General features: G+C 71.4%; 14 protein-coding genes. 8 read left to right on the top strand and 6 right to left on the bottom strand.

Going from position 1 to position 20,330, the window contains the following annotated elements:
- Positions 1-7 precede the first annotated feature (7 nt).
- Positions 8-2,455, bottom strand: a complete 2,448-nt coding sequence (locus ASE68_RS16675) for a phosphoketolase (RefSeq protein WP_082462432.1) — start codon at positions 2,453-2,455, stop codon at positions 8-10.
- 180 nt (positions 2,456-2,635) lie between these two features.
- On the opposite strand from ASE68_RS16675, the gene ASE68_RS16680 reads away from it, so the two are divergent.
- The gene (locus ASE68_RS16680) at positions 2,636-3,556 is read left to right on the top strand and encodes an AEC family transporter (RefSeq protein WP_055862266.1); all 921 of its coding nucleotides are present in this window, start codon (positions 2,636-2,638) and stop codon (positions 3,554-3,556) included.
- Positions 3,557-3,578: 22 nt separating this feature from the next.
- Here ASE68_RS16680 and ASE68_RS16685 read toward each other — a convergent pair whose 3' ends face one another.
- Positions 3,579-4,802, bottom strand: a complete 1,224-nt coding sequence (locus ASE68_RS16685) for a sugar MFS transporter (RefSeq protein WP_055862268.1) — start codon at positions 4,800-4,802, stop codon at positions 3,579-3,581.
- Between the two features lie 50 nt (positions 4,803-4,852).
- Here ASE68_RS16685 and ASE68_RS16690 point away from each other — a divergent pair, with 50 nt between their 5' ends.
- Positions 4,853-5,374: a gluconokinase gene (locus ASE68_RS16690; RefSeq protein WP_055862270.1), complete on the top strand. Its 522-nt coding sequence runs from the start codon at positions 4,853-4,855 to the stop codon at positions 5,372-5,374.
- On the opposite strand, the gene ASE68_RS16695 is transcribed toward ASE68_RS16690, so the two are convergent.
- Both ASE68_RS16695 and ASE68_RS16700 read right to left on the bottom strand, forming a co-directional pair.
- On the bottom strand, positions 5,361-7,538 hold the full coding sequence (locus ASE68_RS16695; RefSeq protein ID WP_055862272.1) for a hypothetical protein: 2,178 nt from the start codon (positions 7,536-7,538) through the stop codon (positions 5,361-5,363). The genes ASE68_RS16690 and ASE68_RS16695 overlap by 14 nt on opposite strands.
- A 149-nt stretch (positions 7,539-7,687) precedes the next feature.
- The gene (locus ASE68_RS16700) at positions 7,688-8,026 is read right to left on the bottom strand and encodes a hypothetical protein (protein WP_055862274.1); all 339 of its coding nucleotides are present in this window, start codon (positions 8,024-8,026) and stop codon (positions 7,688-7,690) included.
- Positions 8,027-8,139: 113 nt separating this feature from the next.
- Between ASE68_RS16700 and ASE68_RS16705 the strand changes: the two genes are divergently transcribed.
- Complete coding sequence (locus ASE68_RS16705; protein WP_055862276.1) at positions 8,140-8,754, top strand: TetR/AcrR family transcriptional regulator; 615 nt, start codon at positions 8,140-8,142, stop codon at positions 8,752-8,754.
- A gap of 224 nt (positions 8,755-8,978) precedes the next feature.
- Positions 8,979-11,519: an RNA helicase gene (locus tag ASE68_RS16710; protein WP_055862278.1), complete on the top strand. Its 2,541-nt coding sequence runs from the start codon at positions 8,979-8,981 to the stop codon at positions 11,517-11,519.
- Positions 11,520-11,624: 105 nt separating this feature from the next.
- Here ASE68_RS16710 and ASE68_RS16715 read toward each other — a convergent pair whose 3' ends face one another.
- Entirely contained in the window at positions 11,625-12,203 is a 579-nt protein-coding gene (locus ASE68_RS16715; protein WP_082462433.1) for a sugar O-acetyltransferase, read from the bottom strand.
- Between the two features lie 53 nt (positions 12,204-12,256).
- On the bottom strand, positions 12,257-13,192 hold the full coding sequence (locus ASE68_RS16720; protein ID WP_055862280.1) for an EamA family transporter: 936 nt from the start codon (positions 13,190-13,192) through the stop codon (positions 12,257-12,259).
- A gap of 375 nt (positions 13,193-13,567) precedes the next feature.
- On the opposite strand from ASE68_RS16720, the gene ASE68_RS16725 reads away from it, so the two are divergent.
- The 4 genes from ASE68_RS16725 (at position 13,568) to ASE68_RS16740 (ending at position 20,264) form a co-directional block, all read left to right on the top strand.
- Positions 13,568-18,076, top strand: a complete 4,509-nt coding sequence (locus ASE68_RS16725; RefSeq protein WP_055862282.1) for an ExeM/NucH family extracellular endonuclease — start codon at positions 13,568-13,570, stop codon at positions 18,074-18,076.
- A gap of 109 nt (positions 18,077-18,185) precedes the next feature.
- Positions 18,186-18,818: a hypothetical protein gene (locus tag ASE68_RS16730; RefSeq protein ID WP_055862284.1), complete on the top strand. Its 633-nt coding sequence runs from the start codon at positions 18,186-18,188 to the stop codon at positions 18,816-18,818.
- 139 nt (positions 18,819-18,957) lie between these two features.
- Positions 18,958-19,638, top strand: coding sequence for a YcnI family protein (locus ASE68_RS16735; protein ID WP_055862286.1), 681 nt, complete (start codon positions 18,958-18,960; stop codon positions 19,636-19,638).
- On the top strand, positions 19,638-20,264 hold the full coding sequence (locus tag ASE68_RS16740) for a copper resistance CopC family protein (protein WP_055862289.1): 627 nt from the start codon (positions 19,638-19,640) through the stop codon (positions 20,262-20,264). The genes ASE68_RS16735 and ASE68_RS16740 overlap by 1 nt, the downstream gene beginning before the upstream one ends.
- Positions 20,265-20,330: the final 66 nt, after the last annotated feature.

Consider the following 20,330-nt stretch of genomic DNA (forward strand, 5'->3'; position numbering starts at 1 on the left):
ACACGCGTCAGGACGCGCGGAACGCCCACCCGGTGATCCACTCGGGGTCCTCGCCGTGCTCGTAGGCGTGCTCGCGCGCCGCCGTGCGCATCGCGTGCCACTCGTCGGCCACGTCGGCGACACCCGGTCGGCCGGCGAGCCCGGGCACCCGTTCGATCACGTCGAGCGCGAGCCGGTACCGGTCGAGGTCGTTCAGGTGCAGCATGTCGAACGGCGTGGTCGTCGTGCCCCGCTCGATGAAACCCCTCACGTGCAGGTTGCGATGGTTCGTGCGCCGATAGGCGAGCTGGTGCACGAGCGTCGGATAGCCGTGGAACGCGAAGATCACCGGCGCCTCACGGGTGAAGATCGCGTCGAAGGCGTCATCGTCGAGCCCGTGCGGGTGGTGCGACGGATCCTGCAGCCGCATGAGGTCGACGACGTTGACGACGCGAACGGCGAGGCCGGGCAGGCGCTCGCGCAGCAGCTGCGCGGCGGCGATCGCCTCGATGGTCGGCACGTCGCCCGCGCAGCCGAGCACGACGTCGGGAACGGATGCCGCGGGGTCGGCCGCATCGAATCCGGGCTCGTTGCCCGCCCACGCCCACACCCCGAGGCCCGCCTCGACGTGGGCGTCGGCCTCGTCGGCACCGAGCCATTGCGGCTGGGGCTGCTTGCCGGCCACGACGACGTTGACCCGGTTCGTCGTGGCGAACACGTGCCGCATCGTGGCGAGCAGGGTGTTCGCGTCGGGCGGCAGGTACACGCGCACGACATCGGCCTGCTTGTTGACGACCACGTTCAGGAATCCGGGGTCCTGGTGCGAGAAGCCGTTGTGGTCCTGACGCCACACATGCGACGAGAGCAGGTAGTTGAGCGAGGCGAGGTCGCCGCGCCAGGCCACCTCGCCGGCCGACTCCAGCCACTTGGCATGCTGGTTGAACATCGAGTCGACGATGTGGATGAACGCCTCGTAGCTCGTGAGGAGCCCGTGGCGTCCGGTGAGCAGGTAGCCCTCGAGCATGCCCTGCATGAGGTGCTCGCTGAGGGCCTCGATGACGCGCCCCTCGCGGGCCAGGTGCTCGTCGAGCGGATGCAGCTCACCGGCCCATGCCCGTGACGTGACCTCGAACACGGCGCCGAGCCGGTTCGAGAGCACCTCGTCGGGCCCGAAGAGGCGGGCGTCGTCGGGGTTGGCGCGCAGCAGTTCGGCCAGCCAGCGGCCGAACACGGTGGTCGCGGCATCCGTCGTTCCGCGCGCGTCGGGGGAGACCTCGACCGCGAACGGGACCGTGTCGGGCAGGTCGAGCGGATGCCGCACGCCGGCGTTCGCGAGCGGCGTCGCGCTCATGCGCAGCTCGCCGCGCGGCCGGAGCGCATCGAGCTCGGCGACCGGCCGGCCGTCGCCGTCGAAGAGCTCCTCGGGCCGATACGAGCGGAGCCAGGCCTCGAGCATCGCGAGGTGCTCGGGGTTCTCGCGCACCTCCGAGAGCGGCACCTGGTGGGCGTGGAACGTGCCCTCGACCTGCACGCCGTCGACGACCTTCGGGCCGGTCCAGCCCTTGGGGGTGCGCAGCACGATCGCCGGCCAGTGCGGTGCGTTGCGATCGAACGCGCCCGTCGCGACATCCGCCCGGATCGCGTCGATGCGCTCGAGCGCGACGTCGACGGCATCGGCGAGGCGCGCGTGCACGAGGGCCGGGTCCTCGCCGTCGAAACCGCCCGTGACGAGCAGCGGTTCGTAGCCGTTGCCGCGGAAGAAGTCCACGAGCTCGGACTCGGGGATGCGCGCGAGCAGCGTCGGGTTCGCGATCTTGTAGCCGTTCAGGTGCAGGATCGGGAGCACCGCGCCGTCGGTGACGGGGTTGAGGAACGCGTGCCCGCGCCAGCTCGTGGCGAGGGGCCCGGTCTCGGCTTCGCCGTCGCCGATGACGCAGGCGACCACGAGTCCGGGGTTGTCGAGCGCGGCGCCGTAGGCGTGCATGAGCGAGTAGCCGAGCTCACCGCCCTCGTTGATGGAGCCGGGCGTCTCGGGCGCCGCGTGCGACGGGATGCCGCCCGGGAACGAGAACTGCCGGAAGAGCCGCTGCATGCCGTCGCGATCGGCCGTGATGGCGGGGAAGAGCTCGGAGTAGGTGCCCTCGAGCCACGTGTTCGCGACCATCGCGGGCCCGCCGTGGCCAGGGCCGCAGACGTAGAGCATCCGGGTTCCGCGCTCGACGATCGCGCGGTTGAGGTGCGCGTAGACGAGGTTGAGCCCGGGGGAGGTTCCCCAGTGGCCCAGCAGGCGGGGCTTGATGTCATCGGCCTCGAGGGGGCGGTCGAGCAGCGGGTTGCGCATGAGGTAGATCTGCCCGACGCTCAGGTAGTTCGCCGCCCGCCACCACCGGTCGACGAGCTCCAAGGGCACGGATGCCGCGGGCCCCCGGTCGTCGTGGCCTTCTCGGTCGCGCGTGTGCTCGCCTGCTCCGGACATCGTCTCCCCGCCCCGTTCGACTTCCGCGTGCGCTTCGAGCCTAGGTCGGGCACCCGGCCGGTGGCCAGCCCGGATGGCAGGTCCGTCGCCTCGGGTTCCGTGCGGGGAGCCGCGGACCGCGCGAGTAGGGTCGAAGGCGATGGATGACGCGCGCAGGCCCCCGACGCAGGGCTCGCGCGCGTGATCGGCATCTTCACCGGGTTCGCGGTGATCGCCCTCGCGGTGTTCGTCGGATGGCTCGCCGGCCGCCTCGGCGTGCTCGGCCCGAGCGCCCGCCCGGTGCTCGCGCAGCTGAACTTCAACGTGCTCGCGCCGTTCCTGCTGTTCTCGGTGCTCGCGACGGCCGATGTCGGCGCGCTGTTCTCGGTGCTGCTGCCGGTCTCGGCGATCGTCGCCGTGGCGGTCATGGCCGCGTTCGCGGTCGTGTCGCTGCTCGTCTGGCGTCGTGGCGCCGCACGCACCGTGATCGGGTCGCTCTCGTCGGGCTACGTCAACGGCAACAACTTCGGCATCCCGATCGCGGTCTACATGCTGGGGGATGCCGCGTACTCGGCGCCCGTGGTGCTGCTGCAGCTGCTCGTGTTCGTGCCGATCGCGCTCGCCGTGCTCGGCGCGAAGGTCGAGGGGCGCACCTCGGTGCCCATGATCCTGCGCTCGACGTTCGGCAACCCGATCATCATCGGCTCGCTGCTCGGCGTGCTCGTCGCGGTCTCCGGCATCGAGCTGCCCCCGATCGTGCTCGACCCGATCGAGCTCATCGGCCATGCCGCGGTGCCGCTCATGCTCATCGCCTACGGCCTCTCGCTGCACGGGCAGCGCCTGCTGGAGCCGGGCACCGGCCGCCGCGACGTCCTGCTCGCCTCGGCGCTGAAGCTCGTCGCGATGCCGGTCGCCGCGTGGGCGCTCGGCCGATTCGTGTTCGGGCTCGAGGGCATCGACCTCTACGCCGTGACGGTGCTCGCCGCCCTGCCGACGGCGCAGAACGTGTTCGTCTTCGCCCAGCGCTACGAGACCGCCGAGATCGTCGCCCGCGACACCGTGTTCATCACCACGATCGGCGCGGTGCCGGTGCTGCTCGCGGTGGCGCTGCTGCTCGGCTGACGTCGCCGCGCGATGCTGCGGGTCAGTCGACGAGTGCCGGCACCGGCTGACGCCTGGCCTGGGCTGCGACCGAGAAGCTGACGACCGCGACGGCGGCGACCACGAGCATCGCGTTGCGGGCACCGACCTCGCTCGCGAGCAGGCCGAGCAGCGGGGGAGCCGCGAGCGCCGAGACGGTCGAGAACGAGGTGACCACGGCCACTCGCGGGCCCGCGTGCGCGGGGTCGTCGGATGCCGCGGAGATCGCGATCGGATTGCCGAGCGCCGCGCCGCACCCCCAGAGCAGCACGCCGATCCACGCGGTGGCGAGGCTCGGCGAGAAGACGAAGACCAGCACGCCCGTGAAGATCGCGATGCCCGAGACGCGCAGCACGGCGACCCGGCCGAAGCGGTCGATGAGCGGCGAGCCGAGGAACCGGAACACCGTCATCGCGCCGACGAAGGTGCCGTACGCGAGCGCGCCGGCGGCCTCGACGGTCGCGAAGCCGTCGACGACGGCCAGCGACAGCCAGTTCGTCGCCGAGCCCTCGGCGAGGGAGGCGGCGAGCAGCACGACGCCGAGCAGCAGCGTGCGGGGCTCCCGCCAGGCGCCGAGCGCCTGCGCGACCGCGCCGCGGTGCCGTCGCCTCGTCGCCGCCACCGAGACCGAACCGGTCTCGGTCATGATCGGCACGTGCAGGGTGAGCGCGGTCGCCGGGCGCAGCAGGGCGAGCCGGGTGAGCGTCACGGCCGCGAGCACGACGAGGATCTGCGCGGTGATCGACACCTGCATGGTCGCGAACGCCGCGCCGACGAGCGCGCCGAGCGCGGCGCCGATCGAGAAGCAGGCGTGGAAGTGGGGCAGGATCGCCTTGTCGATGCGACGTTCGACCTCGGCCGCGTTCGTGTTGATCGGCACGTTCACGAGTGCGCCGCAGAATCCGTTGACGAATGCGCCGGCGATGAAGAAGCGCACGTCGCCGCTCGCGGTGGCGAAGGCGATCGCACCGAACCCGAGCACGTTGCCGATCGTGCCGCCGAGCAGCGCCGTTCGGCTGCCGAAGCGGGCGACGATGACGCCGATGGTCAGCGCACCGGCGAGCGATCCGAGGCCGCCGACGACCATCAGTCCGCCGAGCTGGGCGGCGTTCACGTCGAGCGCCTCGCGGATCGAGGGCATGCGGCTGAGCCACGACGACATGATGAGGCCGAACAGCGCGAACTGCACCAGCAGCGACCAGCGGGCGGCCCGGACTTCGTTCGACATGGTAAAGAATCCTGCCAGTAAACGGATGCCTTCGCAGGCAAGATGGTGGGATGACCCATCACGTGCCGCTCATCGTCGTCATGGGTGTCTCCGCCGTCGGCAAGTCGACGATCGGCACGCAGATCGCCGATCGCCTCGGTGCCCCGTTCCGCGACGCCGACGACCTGCACCCCGAGGCGAACGTCGAGAAGATGCGTGCCGGCGTGCCGCTCACCGATGACGACCGGTGGCCCTGGCTGGACATCGTCGGACTCGAGTTGGCGTCGGCCGACGCATCCGGCCTCGTGGTCGCATGCTCGGCGTTGCGCCGCGGCTACCGCGACCGGTTGCGAGCCCAGGCCCCCACGACGTGCTTCGTGCACCTGCACGCCGACGACGCCGTGCTCACCGCCCGCGCCGCGGGTCGCACGGGGCACTTCATGCCGCCGAGCCTGCTCGCCTCGCAACTCGCGACGCTCGAAGCCCTCGCCGACGACGAACGCGGACTCGTGGTCGACGTCGACGCCCCCGTCGAGGACATCGTCGACCGGGCGGTCGCGGGGCTGCGCGACCTCGGCGTCACGCGCGCGTAGGCACTCCCGCCGAAGGCGCCGGACCGACCTCGGGCTGCTCGTCCTGCTGCGGCCAGTGGTGAAACGAGCGCGCCCACATCTTCGCCCACCAGCCCTGCGGGTCGAGGGCCTTCTGCCTGGCCTTCAGGTTGTCGCGGTAGGCGTCGCTCCGGCGCGCCAGGCGAAGCGAGAGGGGAGCCGCCTCGCCGGTCTGGAGGATCGCGATCTCCTCGGCTCGCGTGCGGGCCGGAACCACCACGGGCGCCGGCGCGAATCGCGCCTCGAGGAACGCGAACGCCGCGACGACGACGAACGCCGCCCCGAGCCAGATGCGCCACTCGGGGGCGACCGGCGCCCACTGCTCGACCGAGAACCAGACGACGACCGCCGCGCCGACGACGTAGACCAGTCGCGGCACGCTCGTGAGCGCGAGCCACCAGCCCACCGGAAGCGGGCAACGGTCCCAGATGAGCGTGCGCTCGACGTATCCGGTGATCACCTGGTTGATCCAGATCAGCAGGGCCGCGACGAGCGCCGACGCGATGACCCAGCCCCAGCCCGTGAGGTGCCCGGCCTCGTGCAGGAACCCGACGCTGCTCGCGACGTCGGGTGCGGCATCCGCCCCGTTGAACACGTCGCCGATCGAGGCGAACCATCCGGCGACGGTCGTCACGGCCGAGGCGAGGAACGCCGAGACCGCCGTGAGGCCCGGCAGCAGCACCGCGATCACGACCGCGGCGATCATGTTGGTGCCGAGCGACTTCTTGTTGATGACGTTCAGGCGGTTCTCGATGTAGGCGACCTCGCGCGACGGGCCGGGCAGCTCGGGGCCGAGCAGGTTGCGGACCGTCGGCTCGACGACCTGGAGCGTGTTCTTGTAGTAGTACGAGTGGTCGAGGAACGGCTGGCTCACGTTGTGCACGGCGTGCTCCTCGGGCCCGAACGCGTCGCCCGCCCGGCGCGGGAAGTACGACGCGCGCCAGCGCTGGCGCGCCTTGCCGGTCTTGTCGGCGATGGGGCCCGCCGAGAAGGGATCCCAGATCGCCCAGTGATTGGCCCACTCGACCGGGCGATCCTGTCCGCTGCGGCGGTCGATCCAGTTCTGCACCGGCGTGTACGGGTCGGTGCGGCCTCGCCACTTCTCGCGCCCGAGCAGGCTCACAGCAGCGCCGACGGTCGTCAGCTGCCGCACGTTGAAGGCGTGCGGGTCCATCTCCTCGAACAGCGTGAAGGTCGAGACCGCGGCGCCCTGCGAGTGCGCGAACACGTGCACGTCGCCGTCGCCGACGAGCGACTTCGCCCTGGCAACGGCGTCGCGCACGACGAGGCGCATCGCGCTCGCACGAACGGGCGTCTCCTTCCAGGCGGTGACGTCGCCGATCGAGCCCGCGAGCCCCTGGATCACGTCGCCCGCCGCCTTCTTGAACGCCGGGATCAGCAGCAGCGGGCTGATCAGCGGCAGCACGGGCGTGAGCACGACGGCGAGCAGGAACACGAATGCGGCGACGGGCAGGAAGACCGCGAATCCGACGATGAGCCGCACGAGGTCGAACAGGAACGTGAGCACGTACGACCGCAGTGCGAGGCGCTTGCGCTCGACCCGCGGGTGCTCGATGAGCGTGTACCAGGGCAGCAGCACCATCGTCGCCCAGAAGAGCCGGAGCATCCGGATGATCGCGCGCCACATGAACGGCGCGGCCCAGCGGAAGATCTGCGCGGTGCCGAGGGGCACGAACGACTCGGCCCACCGGGCCTCGATGATCGCGATGCGCTTCGTGACGGGCTCGACCGGTGCGTCCGCCGGCCCGTTCGGGTCGCGGCGCTTGGGGAACTTCACGGTCGCGCTGACGATCGGGGCGTCGCCGGAGAGGTCGGATGCGTCGAGCTGCACCCCGTACGTGTCGTCGGCGCCGTAGATGCGCTCGCGGGTCATCCAGTCCATGCGGGCGAGGATCGGCTCGGCCCACTCGAGCAGGATCTGGCTGCGGAACGCCTCGCCCATGCCGTGCACGAGCACGAGGGCGGCGTCGTAGCTGCCGTCGGGATGGGGTGCCGCTCCGGCCGCCGCTTCGGCTTCTGCTGTGGCTGCGGCCTCGGTCAAGGCCTCGGGTTCGCCTCCCGCTGCGGCCTCGGCTTCTGCGGTGTCTGCGGCGTCGTCGGGTTCGGGGAGTGGTGAGAGACGCATGGCAGGCTCCTGGGCTCGCGGGCGCGGTCGGTGCAGGTCGATCTGAAACTAGCCCCGCTCGTTCGGCTCCGACAAGGGCGATCCGCGGATTTCCGGGCCTGCACTGACCTCCCGTTCGGGTGACGGATGCCGCGGGCGGCCGTGCGCGATCAGCCTCGACGTGCGGCACGGCGACGCGCGAGGCGTCCGTGGCCCTTGAGCAGCTGCGGCATCACGAGGTAGACGGCCGTCGGCACCACGACGACGGTGAGCACGAGCGCGCGGAGCACCGGCGGCCAGGCCTCGGCGACGGGGGCGATGAGCGTCAGACCGATCGTGACGAGCGGGAAGATCGCGATCCAGGTGAGCAGTGCGCGCACGTGGATCGACGGCGGGGTGGTCGGCGTGGCGGTCGGCGCGACCGCGACCGCCGCGCCCTGCTCGGTCGCGGTGGGAGCGGCGCTCGCCGGGGCGACGGACGTGAGGTCGAGGTTCTGCGTGGTGGTCATGGCGTGTGCCCCTTCGTGTCCAACCATTCGGTTGGGTCCAACTGAATGGTTGCTATTGAAGCACGCCGTTCGAGTTTTTACAACTATCCAGTTGGAATTGCTACACTCCAGCCATGGCCTGGGACACGGAGCGCACGAAGCGGCTGCTGCTCGACGCGGCGACCGCGGAGTTCAGCGAGCACGGGCTCGCCGGCGGTCGCATCGACCGCATCGCCTCCGCCGCAGGGGTGAACAAGGAGCGCATCTACCAGTACTTCGGCAAGAAGGACGACCTGTTCGCCGCCGTGCTCGGGGCACGGTTGCGCGACTCGATGGACGCCGTGGCCATGGACGGCGAGGGCCCGGAGGCCGCCGCCGACTACGCCGGCCGGCTGTTCGACCACCACCTCGTCGACGGGGTCATCCCGCGCCTCGTGTTCTGGGAGGGCCTCGAGCGCGCCGAGCTCGCCGCGGCCGACGAGGCGCGCGCGCAGTACCACCGCACCAAGGTCGACCGGTTCGCCCAGATGCTCCCCGGCGTCGACCACACGACCGCGGCCGAGCTGCTGCTCACCGTCGTCTCGCTCGTGAACGCCTGGCCCGTGCTCTCGCACCTCGACGCGCTCATCGTGACCGGCCATGACAGTGGCGGCCCTGCGCGCGTCGCCGCGCGTCGCCGCACGCTCGTGCGCACGGTCGAGGTGCTCGCACGCGACGCCCAGCTCACCGCGGCGTCGGCCCGCGACTGACGACGCCGGGCCGCACGGCGCGAACTCAGGGCTGGCACTGAGGCGCGGCATCCGAGGGCCTTCTAGGTTGGTACCGATCGCACGCGGACCGCAGGGGGAACTGTCACCGCGGTGCGATCGTGAGCCGGCCGGCTTCGCGCCCGAAACGCGAAGCAGGCCGGCTCCCCCATTTGGCCGGAGCCGGCGCGGACGCGACCGGCAGTCGCGTACGGCAGACTCGGGGGATGACCCAGTCCCTGCTCGAGCGCGCGCCGCGACCGTACGACGCCGACGCCATGTACGTCGCGTTCGTCGACTGGGCCGAAGACCGGGGACTCTCGCTCTACCCCGCGCAGGACGAGGCCGTCATCGAGATCGTGTCGGGGGCGAACGTGATCCTCTCGACGCCCACCGGAACGGGCAAGTCCCTCGTCGCCGTGGCCGCGCACGCGGCATCCGTCGCCTCCGGGGGCCGCAGCTACTACACCGCGCCCATCAAGGCGCTCGTGAGCGAGAAGTTCTTCCAGCTCGCCGACATCTTCGGGGCCGCCAACGTCGGCATGGTCACGGGCGACAGCTCGGTGAACCCCGACGCGCCGATCATCTGCTGCACCGCCGAGATCCTCGCGAACCTCGCGCTCCGCCACGGGGCCGACGCCGACGTCGACCAGGTCGTCATGGACGAGTTCCACTACTACGGCGACCCCGACCGCGGGTGGGCGTGGCAGGTTCCGCTGCTGTTGCTGCCGCGCGCCCAGTTCGTGCTGATGTCGGCCACGCTCGGCGACGTCACGGCCATCGCCGAGGACCTCGAGCGGCGAACCGGTCGCACGACCGCGCGCGTCACCGGCGTCGAGCGCCCCGTGCCGCTGCACTACTCGTACGCCAAGACGCCCGTGCAGGAGACCGTCGAAGAACTGCTCGAGACCCGGCAGGCGCCCGTCTACATCGTGCACTTCTCGCAGGCCGCGGCCATGGAGCGGGCGCAGGCGCTCTCGTCGATCCGGGTCGTCACCCGCGAGCAGCGCGATGAGATCGCCGAGGCCATCGGCGGGTTCCGGTTCACGACCGCGTTCGGCAAGACGCTCTCGCGCCTCGTGCGCGCGGGCATCGGCGTGCACCACGCCGGCATGCTGCCGCGCTACCGCCGCCTCGTCGAGACGCTCGCCCAGCGCGGCCTGCTGCGTGTGATCTGCGGCACCGACACGCTCGGCGTCGGCATCAACGTGCCGATCCGCTCGGTGCTCATCACCGCGCTCGCGAAGTTCGACGGCCAGAAGATGCGCCAGCTCAGCGCCCGCGAGTTCCACCAGATCGCCGGCCGCGCCGGTCGGGCCGGCTACGACACCGCCGGCACCGTCGTCGTGCTCGCGCCCGAGCACGAGATCGAGAACGAGGTCTCGGTTCGCAAGGCCGGCGACGACGCCAAGAAGCTCAAGCGCATCGTGCGCAAGAAGGCTCCGGCCGGGCAGATCACCTGGGGCGAGGGGTCCTTCGACCGGCTCGTCGCCGCCGAGCCCGAACCGTTGACCCCGCAGCTGAAGCTCACCGCGGCGATGCTCATCAACGTGATCGGCCGTGGCGGCGACGTCGTCGGCGGCATCCGCTCGCTCGTCTTCGACAACCACGAGCCGCGCCCGCGCCGCTTCGAGCTCGCACGCCGCGCCCTCGACATCCTGCGCACCCTGGCCGACGCCGGCGTCGTCGAGCTGACGCCGGATGCCGCGGCCGGAGGTCTTGGCGTGAAGGTGGCGCTCACCGTCGACCTGCAGCCGAACTTCGCGCTCAACCAGCCGCTCTCGCCGTTCGCGCTCGCCGCGATCGACCTGCTCGACCCCGAGGCTGCGCCCGGAACCGGCATCGGCACCGGGCACTACGCGCTCGACGTCGTCAGCATCATCGAGTCGACGCTCGACGACCCGCGCCCGATCCTCTCGCAGCAGCAGTTCAAGGCGCGCGGCGAGGCCGTCGCCGCGATGAAGCAGGAGGGCATCGAGTACGACCAGCGCATGGAGCTGCTCGAGGAGGTCACCTGGCCGAAGCCGCTCGACGAGCTGCTCGCCCAGGCCTTCGAGACCTTCGCGTCGAGCCAGCCGTGGGTGCGCGACTTCGAGCTCTCGCCGAAGTCGGTCGTGCGCGACATGTTCGAGCGCAGCATGTCGTTCGGCGAGTACGTCTCGTTCTACCAGCTCGCCCGCAGCGAGGGCCTGGTGCTGCGCTACCTCTCCGACGCGTTCCGCGCGGTGCGGCAGACCGTGCCGAACGACGCGAAGACCGAGGAGCTGCTCGACCTCATCGAGTGGCTCGGCGAGCTCGTGCGGCAGGTCGACTCGAGCCTCGTCGACGAGTGGAACGAGATGGTCGACCCCAGCGCGCACCTGCCTGAAGACGAGGCGGCGGTCGTGCCGCCCGCACCGCCATCGGTCGTGACGAACCGACGGGCGTTCACGGTGCTCGTGCGCAACGAGCTGTTCCGTCGCGTGCAGCTGGCCGCCCTCGAGCGCGACGACGAGCTCTCCGAACTCGACCCCGACGCCGGCTGGCCCGACGCCCTCGACCGGTACTACGCCGAACACGACGACCTCGGCACGGGTGCCGCGGCCCGCTCTTCGCAGCTCGTGGTCATCGACGAGACGGATGCCGCGGCCGGCGTCTGGCGTGTCGAGCAGATCCTCGACGACCCGGCCGGCGACCACGACTGGCGCATCCGCGCCGAGGTCGACCTCGAGGCCTCCGCCGAGGAGGGCACGGCCATCGTGCACGTGACGGAGGTCGTGCGGCTGTAGCTCGCGCTCCGGAACAGGCGCGATTCGCGCCGGCGCCCCGAGCACAGTCACGACACGCGCCCGCCGCCCGCTGAGTCCTGTTCCGAGTCAGGCGACCGCAGGCACCTACCAGCGGCGGAGCACGGTTCCCTTCGGCCCCGCGACGAGGCTCGATTCCGGAACGTCGTCGGCCACCACCGTGCCTGCCGCCACGACGGAGTCGCGGCCGATGCTCACGCCGGGCAGGATCGTCGCACCAGCGCCGATCCACACGTTCTCGGCGACGTCGATGGGTGCTCCGCTGAGATACCGGCGGCGCTCGCCGGGATCGACCGGGTGGCCCATCGTGATCAGCGTGGCGTTCGGGCCGATCATCACCCCCGCGCCCAGGCGGATGCCGGCGTAGTCCAGGAACGTGCAGTTCTGGTTGATGAACACGCGCTCGCCGAGTTCGAGTCGCAGGCCGTGGTCCGTGAAGAACGGCGGGGAGATCGTGACCCGCGGCGGGAGCGGGCGCCCGAGGATCTGCTCGAGCAGCCGCGTCCGGCCCGCCTCGTCGTCGAACGGCAGGACGTTCAGGCGCGACGTCAGCTCCGTGACCTCGAGCACCCGCCGGCTCATCGCGGCGAACTCGGCGCCGAGCACGCGCTCGCCCTGGGCGAGCAGCTCGGCGTCGTGGATCTGCATGAAACGGTCGGCGTCCATCCGACGATTCTCGCGCAGCAGCGCAGCAGCGCAGCAGCAGCGCGCGGAGCAGATCAGGCGATGGCGAGCATCGCCGCAGCGGCGAGGGCGAGCACGAGCCCCGCCCACTGCACGGGGGCGATGCGCTCACGCAAGACGAGCGCGGCGAGCAGGATCGTTCCGGCCGGGTACATGGCCCCGAGCACGGCGGCGATCGAGAGGTCGCCCGCGCGGATGCCGAAGAGCAGCAGCCCGTTCGCGACGGCGTCGACCACGCCGCAGGCCACGGCGAGTCGGATGCCGGTGGCGAGCGGCGAGCGGCCGGCCCGCGGCATCCGCTCGGTCGACGCGCCGGCGCTGGCGCTGGCACCTGCGCTGGCACTGGCAGCGACGCGCCCCCGAGCTCGCATCGCCGCGACGATCGCCACCACGCCGACCGCCGCGAACATGAGGGCCGCGTTGACGCCGCGATTGAGGATCAGCGGCACGATGCCGCTCTCGTCGGAGGTCTGGTCGATGGCGATGTAGAAGCCGCCGATGGCGGCGCCGGAGCCGATGGCCATCAGGATGCCGCGGAGCGACGGGCGGACGGCGCCGCGCTCGGGCACGAAGCCCACGAGCAGTACCGCGACGAGCGCGAGGCCGAGGCCCCAGTACCCGATCGCGTCGAAGCGCTCGCCCGCGAACACGAGCCCGTAGAGCACGGGCACGATCGCGGAGACCACGGCCGTCGTCGGCGAGAGGATGCTCATCGGCCCGATGGCGAGGCAGGCGTAGAGCAGGGCGATGCCGATGGCCCCGACCGCGCCCGAGATCGCACCCCAGGCCACGTCGTGCGGGCTCCATTCGCCGCCGATCACGGGCAGCGCGACGAAGAGCAGCACGCATCCCGACAGGGCGGCGACCGCGGTCGCGAGCAGGGCGCTGATGCGCTTCGCGGCGAGCCCGCCGAGGAAGTCTGCGGCGCCGAACACGAGCGCGCCCGTGAGCGAGAACACGGCCGTCAGCATGAGGCCACATCGTATCGGTGCGGATGCCGCGGCGACTGCCGAGAGCCCAATCACGACCGGCTGCAGAACGCCAGACCCCGCCCGGATTTCGCTCATCTGAGCACGGCCGGAACGGGTTGATGCTCGCCTGCGCGATCTCCCGTGAACACGATGTGAAATCGGCCGGATGATTCCCGGCAACCCCTTGGCAGGAGCCAAGCCGAATCATAGGCTGACGCGCAAAGTGGCCCCCGAGCCGGGGGAGTTCGCCTCCCGTAAACCCGAGTGCGAACGTCACATCGAATGACACAGGGGAGCGTCATGCAGGGTGGTCGTACCGTCCAACGCCTTTCCGCCATAGCGGCTACGGCCGCCGGGGCATTGATCGTCGGATTGTTGGGGGCGCCACCCGCGTTCGCCGCGACCGACGGCTCGGGCGTGGTGATCAACGAGGTGTACGCGCGAGGTGGCAGTGCCAACCAGCCGTACCTGAACAAGTTCGTCGAGCTCTACAACCCGACGAACTCGGCCGTCTCGCTCGCGGGCTGGTCGCTGCAGTACCGGTCGGCCACGAGCACCGGCGCCCCGGCGGCATCGGGCGTCGTCGAGCTGAGCAAGTCGATCCCCGCGAAGGGGTACTTCCTCATCGGGCTGAACAGCAACGGCGCCACGGGCGCGGCGCTGCCGACGCCCGACGTGTCGAAGGACGTCGCGCCCAGCGGCACGACCGGGTCGGTGTTCCTCGCGAACGTCGCGACCGCGATCAACCCCGGAACGGGCTCGATCGTCAACGCGGCCAACGTCGTCGACTACGTCGGCTACGGAGCCTCCCTGAACTTCGAGGGCGCGGTCGCCGCATACACCGGCACCAACGCCACCCCGGGCAGCATCTCCCGCACGGGCGGCCTGGACACCGACAACAACGCCGCGGACTTCGCGTTCAGCGCGACGCCCACCCCGCAGAACTCCGGCGCGGTCGTCGACCCCGAGCCCGAGCCCGACCCCGAGCTCGCGACCATCGCCGAGGTGCAGGGCTCGACCGACACGAGCCCGTTCGTCGGCAAGACGGTCACCGTCGAGGGCGTCATCACCGCCGACTACCGCACCGGCGGCTACAACGGCGTGACGATCCAGACCCCCGGCCCCGACACGACGCCCGGCGTCTCCGACGGCGTCTTCGTCTTCGGCATGCCCGCGGTCGGCGCGGTCGGCGACCTCGTGAAGGTCACCGGCGCGGTCAGCGAGTACTTCGGCCTCACCGAGATCACGGCGACGGATGCCGCGAGCGCCGAGGTCGTCACCGCAGGCGTCGGCGTGCCCGACGCCCAGCCGCTGCCCGACTCCACGGTCGGCGGCGTGCGCGAGGCGCTCGAGAGCATGCTCGTCGCACCCACCGGCACCTACCTGCTCTCGAGCACGCACGAGGTCTACAACTACGGCTCGCTGTGGCTCGCCGCGGGCGACTCGCTGCCGGTCAAGGGCACCGAGCTGGTCGACGCCGGCGCCGACGCGAACGCGATCGCCGCCGCCAACCGCGGCCGGCTGCTCGTGCTCGACGACGGCTGGAACGCGACCGTCACCTCCGCGGGGCACCCGGCCGACCAGCCGTACCTCACGAAGGACCAGGTCGTCCGCAACGGCGACCGCGTGATCCTGCCCTCGACGCCCTACGTGCTGAGCTACGGCTTCGACGCCTGGCGCCTGCAGCCGACCGCGCCGATCGACAGCACCAGCCCGGCATCCGCGAAGCCCACGTTCGAGACGCTCAACCCGCGTGTCGAGACCGCACCCGCGGTGGGCGGCGACATCCAGGTCGGCGTCTTCAACGTGCTGAACTACTTCACGACCCTCTCGAGCGAGAACGCCAACGCCCGCGGCGCAGCCACGGCCGAGGAGTTCGCGCTGCAGGAGACGAAGATCGTCAAGGCGATCACCGCACTCGACGCCGAGGTCGTCGCGCTGCAGGAGATCGAGAACTCGTTCAAGCTCGGCGAGGCACGCGACGAGGCGACCGCGACGCTCGTGGCCGCGCTGAACGAGGCCGAGGGTTCAGACGTCTGGGCGTACATCCCGACGCCGGCCTCGCTCACTGCAGCGACGACCGACTACATCCAGAGCGCGATCATCTACCGCACCGACGCCGTCACCCCGAAGGGCGACGCGCAGACCGTGCTGAATGAGGCCGTCTGGGGCAACGCCCGCGAGCCCATCGGGCAGGTCTTCGAACTGCCGAACGGCAACGACTTCTCGGTCGTCGCCAACCACTTCAAGTCGAAGAGCGGCTCCGGCACCCAGCCGGCCGATGGCCAGGGCTTCTTCAACGCCGACCGCGTCGCGCAGGCGGAGTCGCTCCTGACCCTCGCCGACTCGCTCGCCGCCGAGGCGGGCGAGGTGTTCCTGCTCGGCGACTTCAACTCGTACGCCGAGGAGGACCCGATCCAGGTGCTGACGGGCGCCGGGTACACCGACCTGCTCCCCGAACTCACCGACGACCAGTACACGTACACGTTCGACGGCGAGCTCGGCTCGCTCGACCACGCGCTCGGCAACGCCGCGGCCGTGCAGGGCGTGACGGGCATCGGCCGCTGGGCGATCAACTCGCCCGAGTGGAGCGACCGCCAGTACGAGAACGGCTCGCCCGACGACTCGGTCTTCCGCTCGAGCGACCACGACCCCCAGGTCATCGGTCTCGACAGCTCGAAGCTCACCGACGTGGTCGACATCAGCGTGATGACGATCAACGACTTCCACGGTCGCATCGAGCAGGCGGCCCCGTCCGCCGGTGCCGCGGTGCTCGCGGGAGCCGCAGACGCGGTCCGCGCCGAGAACCCGAACACGGTCTTCGCCGCGGCGGGCGACCTCATCGGCGCCTCGACGTTCACGTCCTTCATCCAGAAGGACTCGCCGACGATCGCCGCCCTCAACGCGGCCGGACTCGACGTGAGCGCAGCGGGCAACCACGAGTTCGACCAGGGATGGAAGGACCTCCGGGACCGCGTGCAGGGCGAGGCGGACTTCGAGTACATCAGCTCGAACGTGTTCCTCAAGGGCACGAACGAGACGGCGCTCGCGCCGTACTACACGCAGACCTTCGAGGGCGTCACGGTGGGCTTCATCGGCGCCGTCACCGAAGAGCTGCACTCGCTCGTCAGCCCCGCGGGCATCGCCGACCTCGACGTTCGCCCGATCGTCGAGTCGGTGAACGCGCAGGCCGCGAACCTCACCGACGGCGATGCCGCCAACGGCGAGGCCGACGTGCTCATCCTGCTCGTGCACGAGGGGGCGACGACCGCCGCCAAGGCGAGCGTCACCGACAGCTCCGTGTTCGGCAAGATCGTGGCCGGAGTCGACCCCGAGGTCGACGCGATCGTCTCGGCGCACACGCACCTCCCGTACAACCACGTCGTCGACGGCCGCCCGGTCGTCTCGGCCGGCCAGTACGGCGAGCAGTTCGGCCTCATGAAGCTCGAGGTCGACGGCAAGACGAAGGAGCTCGTCTCGATCACCAATGAGCTGAAGCCGCTCATGACGGTCGCGACGACGAACCCGCCGGTGCCCGCCAAGGCGCTCTACCCGGCCGACCCCGAGGTCGCGGCGATCGTCGCCGATGCCAAGGCGAAGGCCGACGTGCTCGGTGCGGTCAAGGTCGGCGACATCACCGCCGACTTCAACCGCGGCCAGATGCCGGGCACGGATGCGAACGGCAACCCCGTCACCGTCGAGGCGCGCGGCGCCGAGTCGACCATCGGCAACTTCGTCGCCGACGTGCAGCTCTGGGCGGCCAAGCAGGACGGCGCGGCCGACATCGCGTTCATGAACCCGGGCGGCATGCGCACCGACCTGAAGTTCAAGAGCACCGGTGCCGCCGATCCCGACGGCAACGTCACCTACCGCGAGGCGGCCAACGTGCAGCCGTTCGCGAACACCCTCTTCACCCAGACGCTCACGGGCGCCCAGGTCAAGCAGGTGCTCGAGGAGCAGTGGCAGCCGGCCGGCGCATCGCGTCCGTTCCTGAAGCTCGGCGTCAACGCCGGACTCGAGGTCATCTACGACCCGACGGCTGCGGCCGGATCCCGGGTGACCCACGTCTCGCTCAACGGCGTCGAACTCGACCCGGCGGCGAACTACAAGGTCGTGGCGAACTCCTTCCTCGCGGCCGGCGGTGACAACTTCTTCACCCTCGGCAAGGGCACGGGCCGCGCCGACACCGGCAAGGTCGACCTGCAGGCGATGGTGGACTGGTTCACCGCGAACAAGACGGCGACGCCCGACCTGGCGCAGCGCTCGGTGGGCCTCGTGCTGCCGGCGCCCGCCAACGGCACCGCCTACGTGCCCGGCGAGACGCTGAACCTCGCGCTGAGCTCGCTCGACTTCAGCACCACCGAGGTCGCCGCGGGCCAGGTCACCGTCTCGATCGGCGGCATCGCCGTCGGCACCGCGCCGGTCGACCGCACGCCGGTCGCCGCGACCGACGAGGGAGGCCGCGCCTCGCTCGCCGTCACGGTGCCGGAGGGCGTCAGCGGCGCGACCTCGCTCGAGATCGCGGTGGCCTCCACCAAGACGAGCGTGAGCGTGCCGATCACCGTCGAGGTGCCCGAGCCGCAGGCTCCGGTCACGACGATCACGGTCGGCGCGCCGAGCTCGCTGCTCGTGCGTGCCGGCAGCTCGGTGACCTACAAGGCGCAGGTCTACGCGCTCGACGGGTCGAAGCCGGTCGGCACCGTCTCGGTGTTCGACGGGTCGAAGCTCCTCGCCACGGTCGAGCTCACGGCAGCCCAGAACGGTCGCGTCAGCGTGACCGTGCCGAAGCTGTCGCGCGGCGTGCACCTGCTGCGCGCCACGTTCGACGGCGCCGAGCCGTACACCGACTCGCGCATGTTCCAGATCCCAGTCCTGGCCTGGTGATCCGACGGAGGGCGGCGGGCCTCGTGCCCGCCGCCCTTCGGCGCGCCCGGGCTCGTCCTGACGCGCTCGGCGCCCGCCCCCGCGCCGGGCCTCGTCTAGGCTGGTGCGCATGACCTCGAGGTGGGCCCGCGTCGCGCGCGGCGGCGTGATCGCCGCCTTCGCGACCTTCGTGGCCGCCCTCTCGCACACGGTCGGCGGCGGCTCGGCACCCGGAGCCCTGGCGATCGCCCTCTCGTTCGCGTTCTCGGCGCTGCTCTGCATCGCGGTCGTCGGCGCACGCCTCTCGCCCGCGCGCACGATCATCGCGGTCTCGATCACCCAGTTCGCCCTGCACGCGCTGTACTCGGTGCACGGGGCGTCGGGCGCGAACACGGCGGCCGGCACCGCTGCCGCCCACACGGCCGGTGCGCACCACCACACCGCCTTCGCGCTGCCGCTCGGCGCGGCATCCGCCTCACCGTTCTCCTACGACCTCTCGATGCTCGTGACCCACGTGGTCGCCGTCGCCGTCACGGTGCTCGCGATCCGTCGGGGCGACGCCGCCCTTCGCGCCGCGCTCGGTGCGGCCTCGCTCGTCGTGGCATCGGTGCTCCCGTCGATGCCCGTGCTCGAGGTGCGCGCACCGAAGGCCGCGATGGCTCGCGCCCGTGGCCGATTCGCCGCGCCGCGCGCGCTCGTCGGCCTGCTCCACCTCTCCTCGATGCGGCACCGCGGGCCGCCGCAGGGATTCGCCGCAGCCTGACGTCCCGACGTCCGGCCGCAACGCCCGAACCGAGTCGCACGATGCCTCCGCATCTGCTCGGTCGACGGCTCCGAATCACCTGTATCGCGCTGCGCCGAACATCGGCGTCGGCGCACCCCACGAAGAGGAAACCCCTGTCATGACCTTCCGTACCGCCGCCATCACCACGTCCGCCCTCGTCGGAGGCGCCCTGCTCGCGCTCGGCGCGCCCCTCGCCGCGAGCGCCCACGTCACCGTGACCCCCAGCGACACCGCCGCGGGCAGCTACAGCGTGCTGACCTTCTCGGTCGGGCACGGCTGCGAGGGATCGCCGACGACGACCCTCACCGTCGACATCCCCGACGAGATCCAGTCGGTCACGCCCACCGTCAACCCGAACTGGACGATCGAGAAGGTCGCCGACGGCGAGCGCACGAGCCAGGTCGTCTACACGGCGGTCACGCCCCTCGTCGACGGCTACCGCGACACCATCGCCCTGCAGATGCCGCTGCCCGAGGACGGCGCGGGCACGACGCTCGAGTTCCCGGTGCTGCAGACCTGCGAGACCGGTGAGACGAACTGGAACCAGCCCGTCGTCTCGGGCGAGGAAGAGCCCGAGCACCCCGCGCCGAGCATCACGGTGACCGAGGCGGTCGCGGGCGGCCACCACGGCGGCTCGACCGACGAGGCGGCCGAGGGCGACGAGCACGAGGCGGATGCCGCGGCAGACGCGGATTCGAGCGACACCGTCGCCCGGGTGCTCGGCATCGGCGGCCTCGCGGTCGGCGTCGTCGGCATCGTGCTCGCGCTCGCGGCACGTCGCACCCGCAAGGACGCGTGATGCCGGCCCGGCGCCGCGCACGCGGCGCGCTCGGGGCAGCACTGCTCGTCGCGGCATCCGCTCTGCTCGTCGCGGTGCCGGCGATGTCGGCATCGGCGCACAACTCCGTCGTCTCCACGACCCCGGCCAAGGGCGAGGTCGTGACCGAGCAGCCCGGAAACGTCTCGTTGACGACGAACGATGCACTGCTCGATCTCGGCACGGGCGCCGCGCTGCTCGTGCAGGGGCCCGACGGGCTCTACTACGGCGACGGGTGCGCCGTGATCGACGGTGCGACGGCCTCGGCCGCCGCCGACCTCGGCGAGGCCGGCACGTACACCGTGATCTGGCAGGTCGTCTCGACCGACGGCCACCCGATCTCGGGGGAGTGGACGTTCGACTGGCAGCCCGCCGAGGGCGCCGAGCTCGGCACCGGAACCGACGCCCCCGCCTGCGGCGGCGACGCGACCGGCGCGGCCGAGCCCGGCGCTGGTTCGTCGGGGTCGGACGACGCGTCCGATGCGGCCGACGACGGGGCGGATGCCGCGGCATCCGGTTCGACCGACCTGCTCTGGCTCGGGGCGGGCGTGCTCGTGGCCGTCGTCGCCGGCGTCGCGACCTGGCTCGTGGTGCGACGCAGGGACTGAGGCCGGGCGATCCGGCCGATGGCCTCGTCGCCGACCTGAGGATGGATCGGCTCACCCGTCGGGGGT

The organism is Agromyces sp. Leaf222, assembly GCF_001421565.1.
In the GTDB taxonomy this organism is placed as follows: Bacteria; Actinomycetota; Actinomycetes; order Actinomycetales; family Microbacteriaceae; genus Agromyces.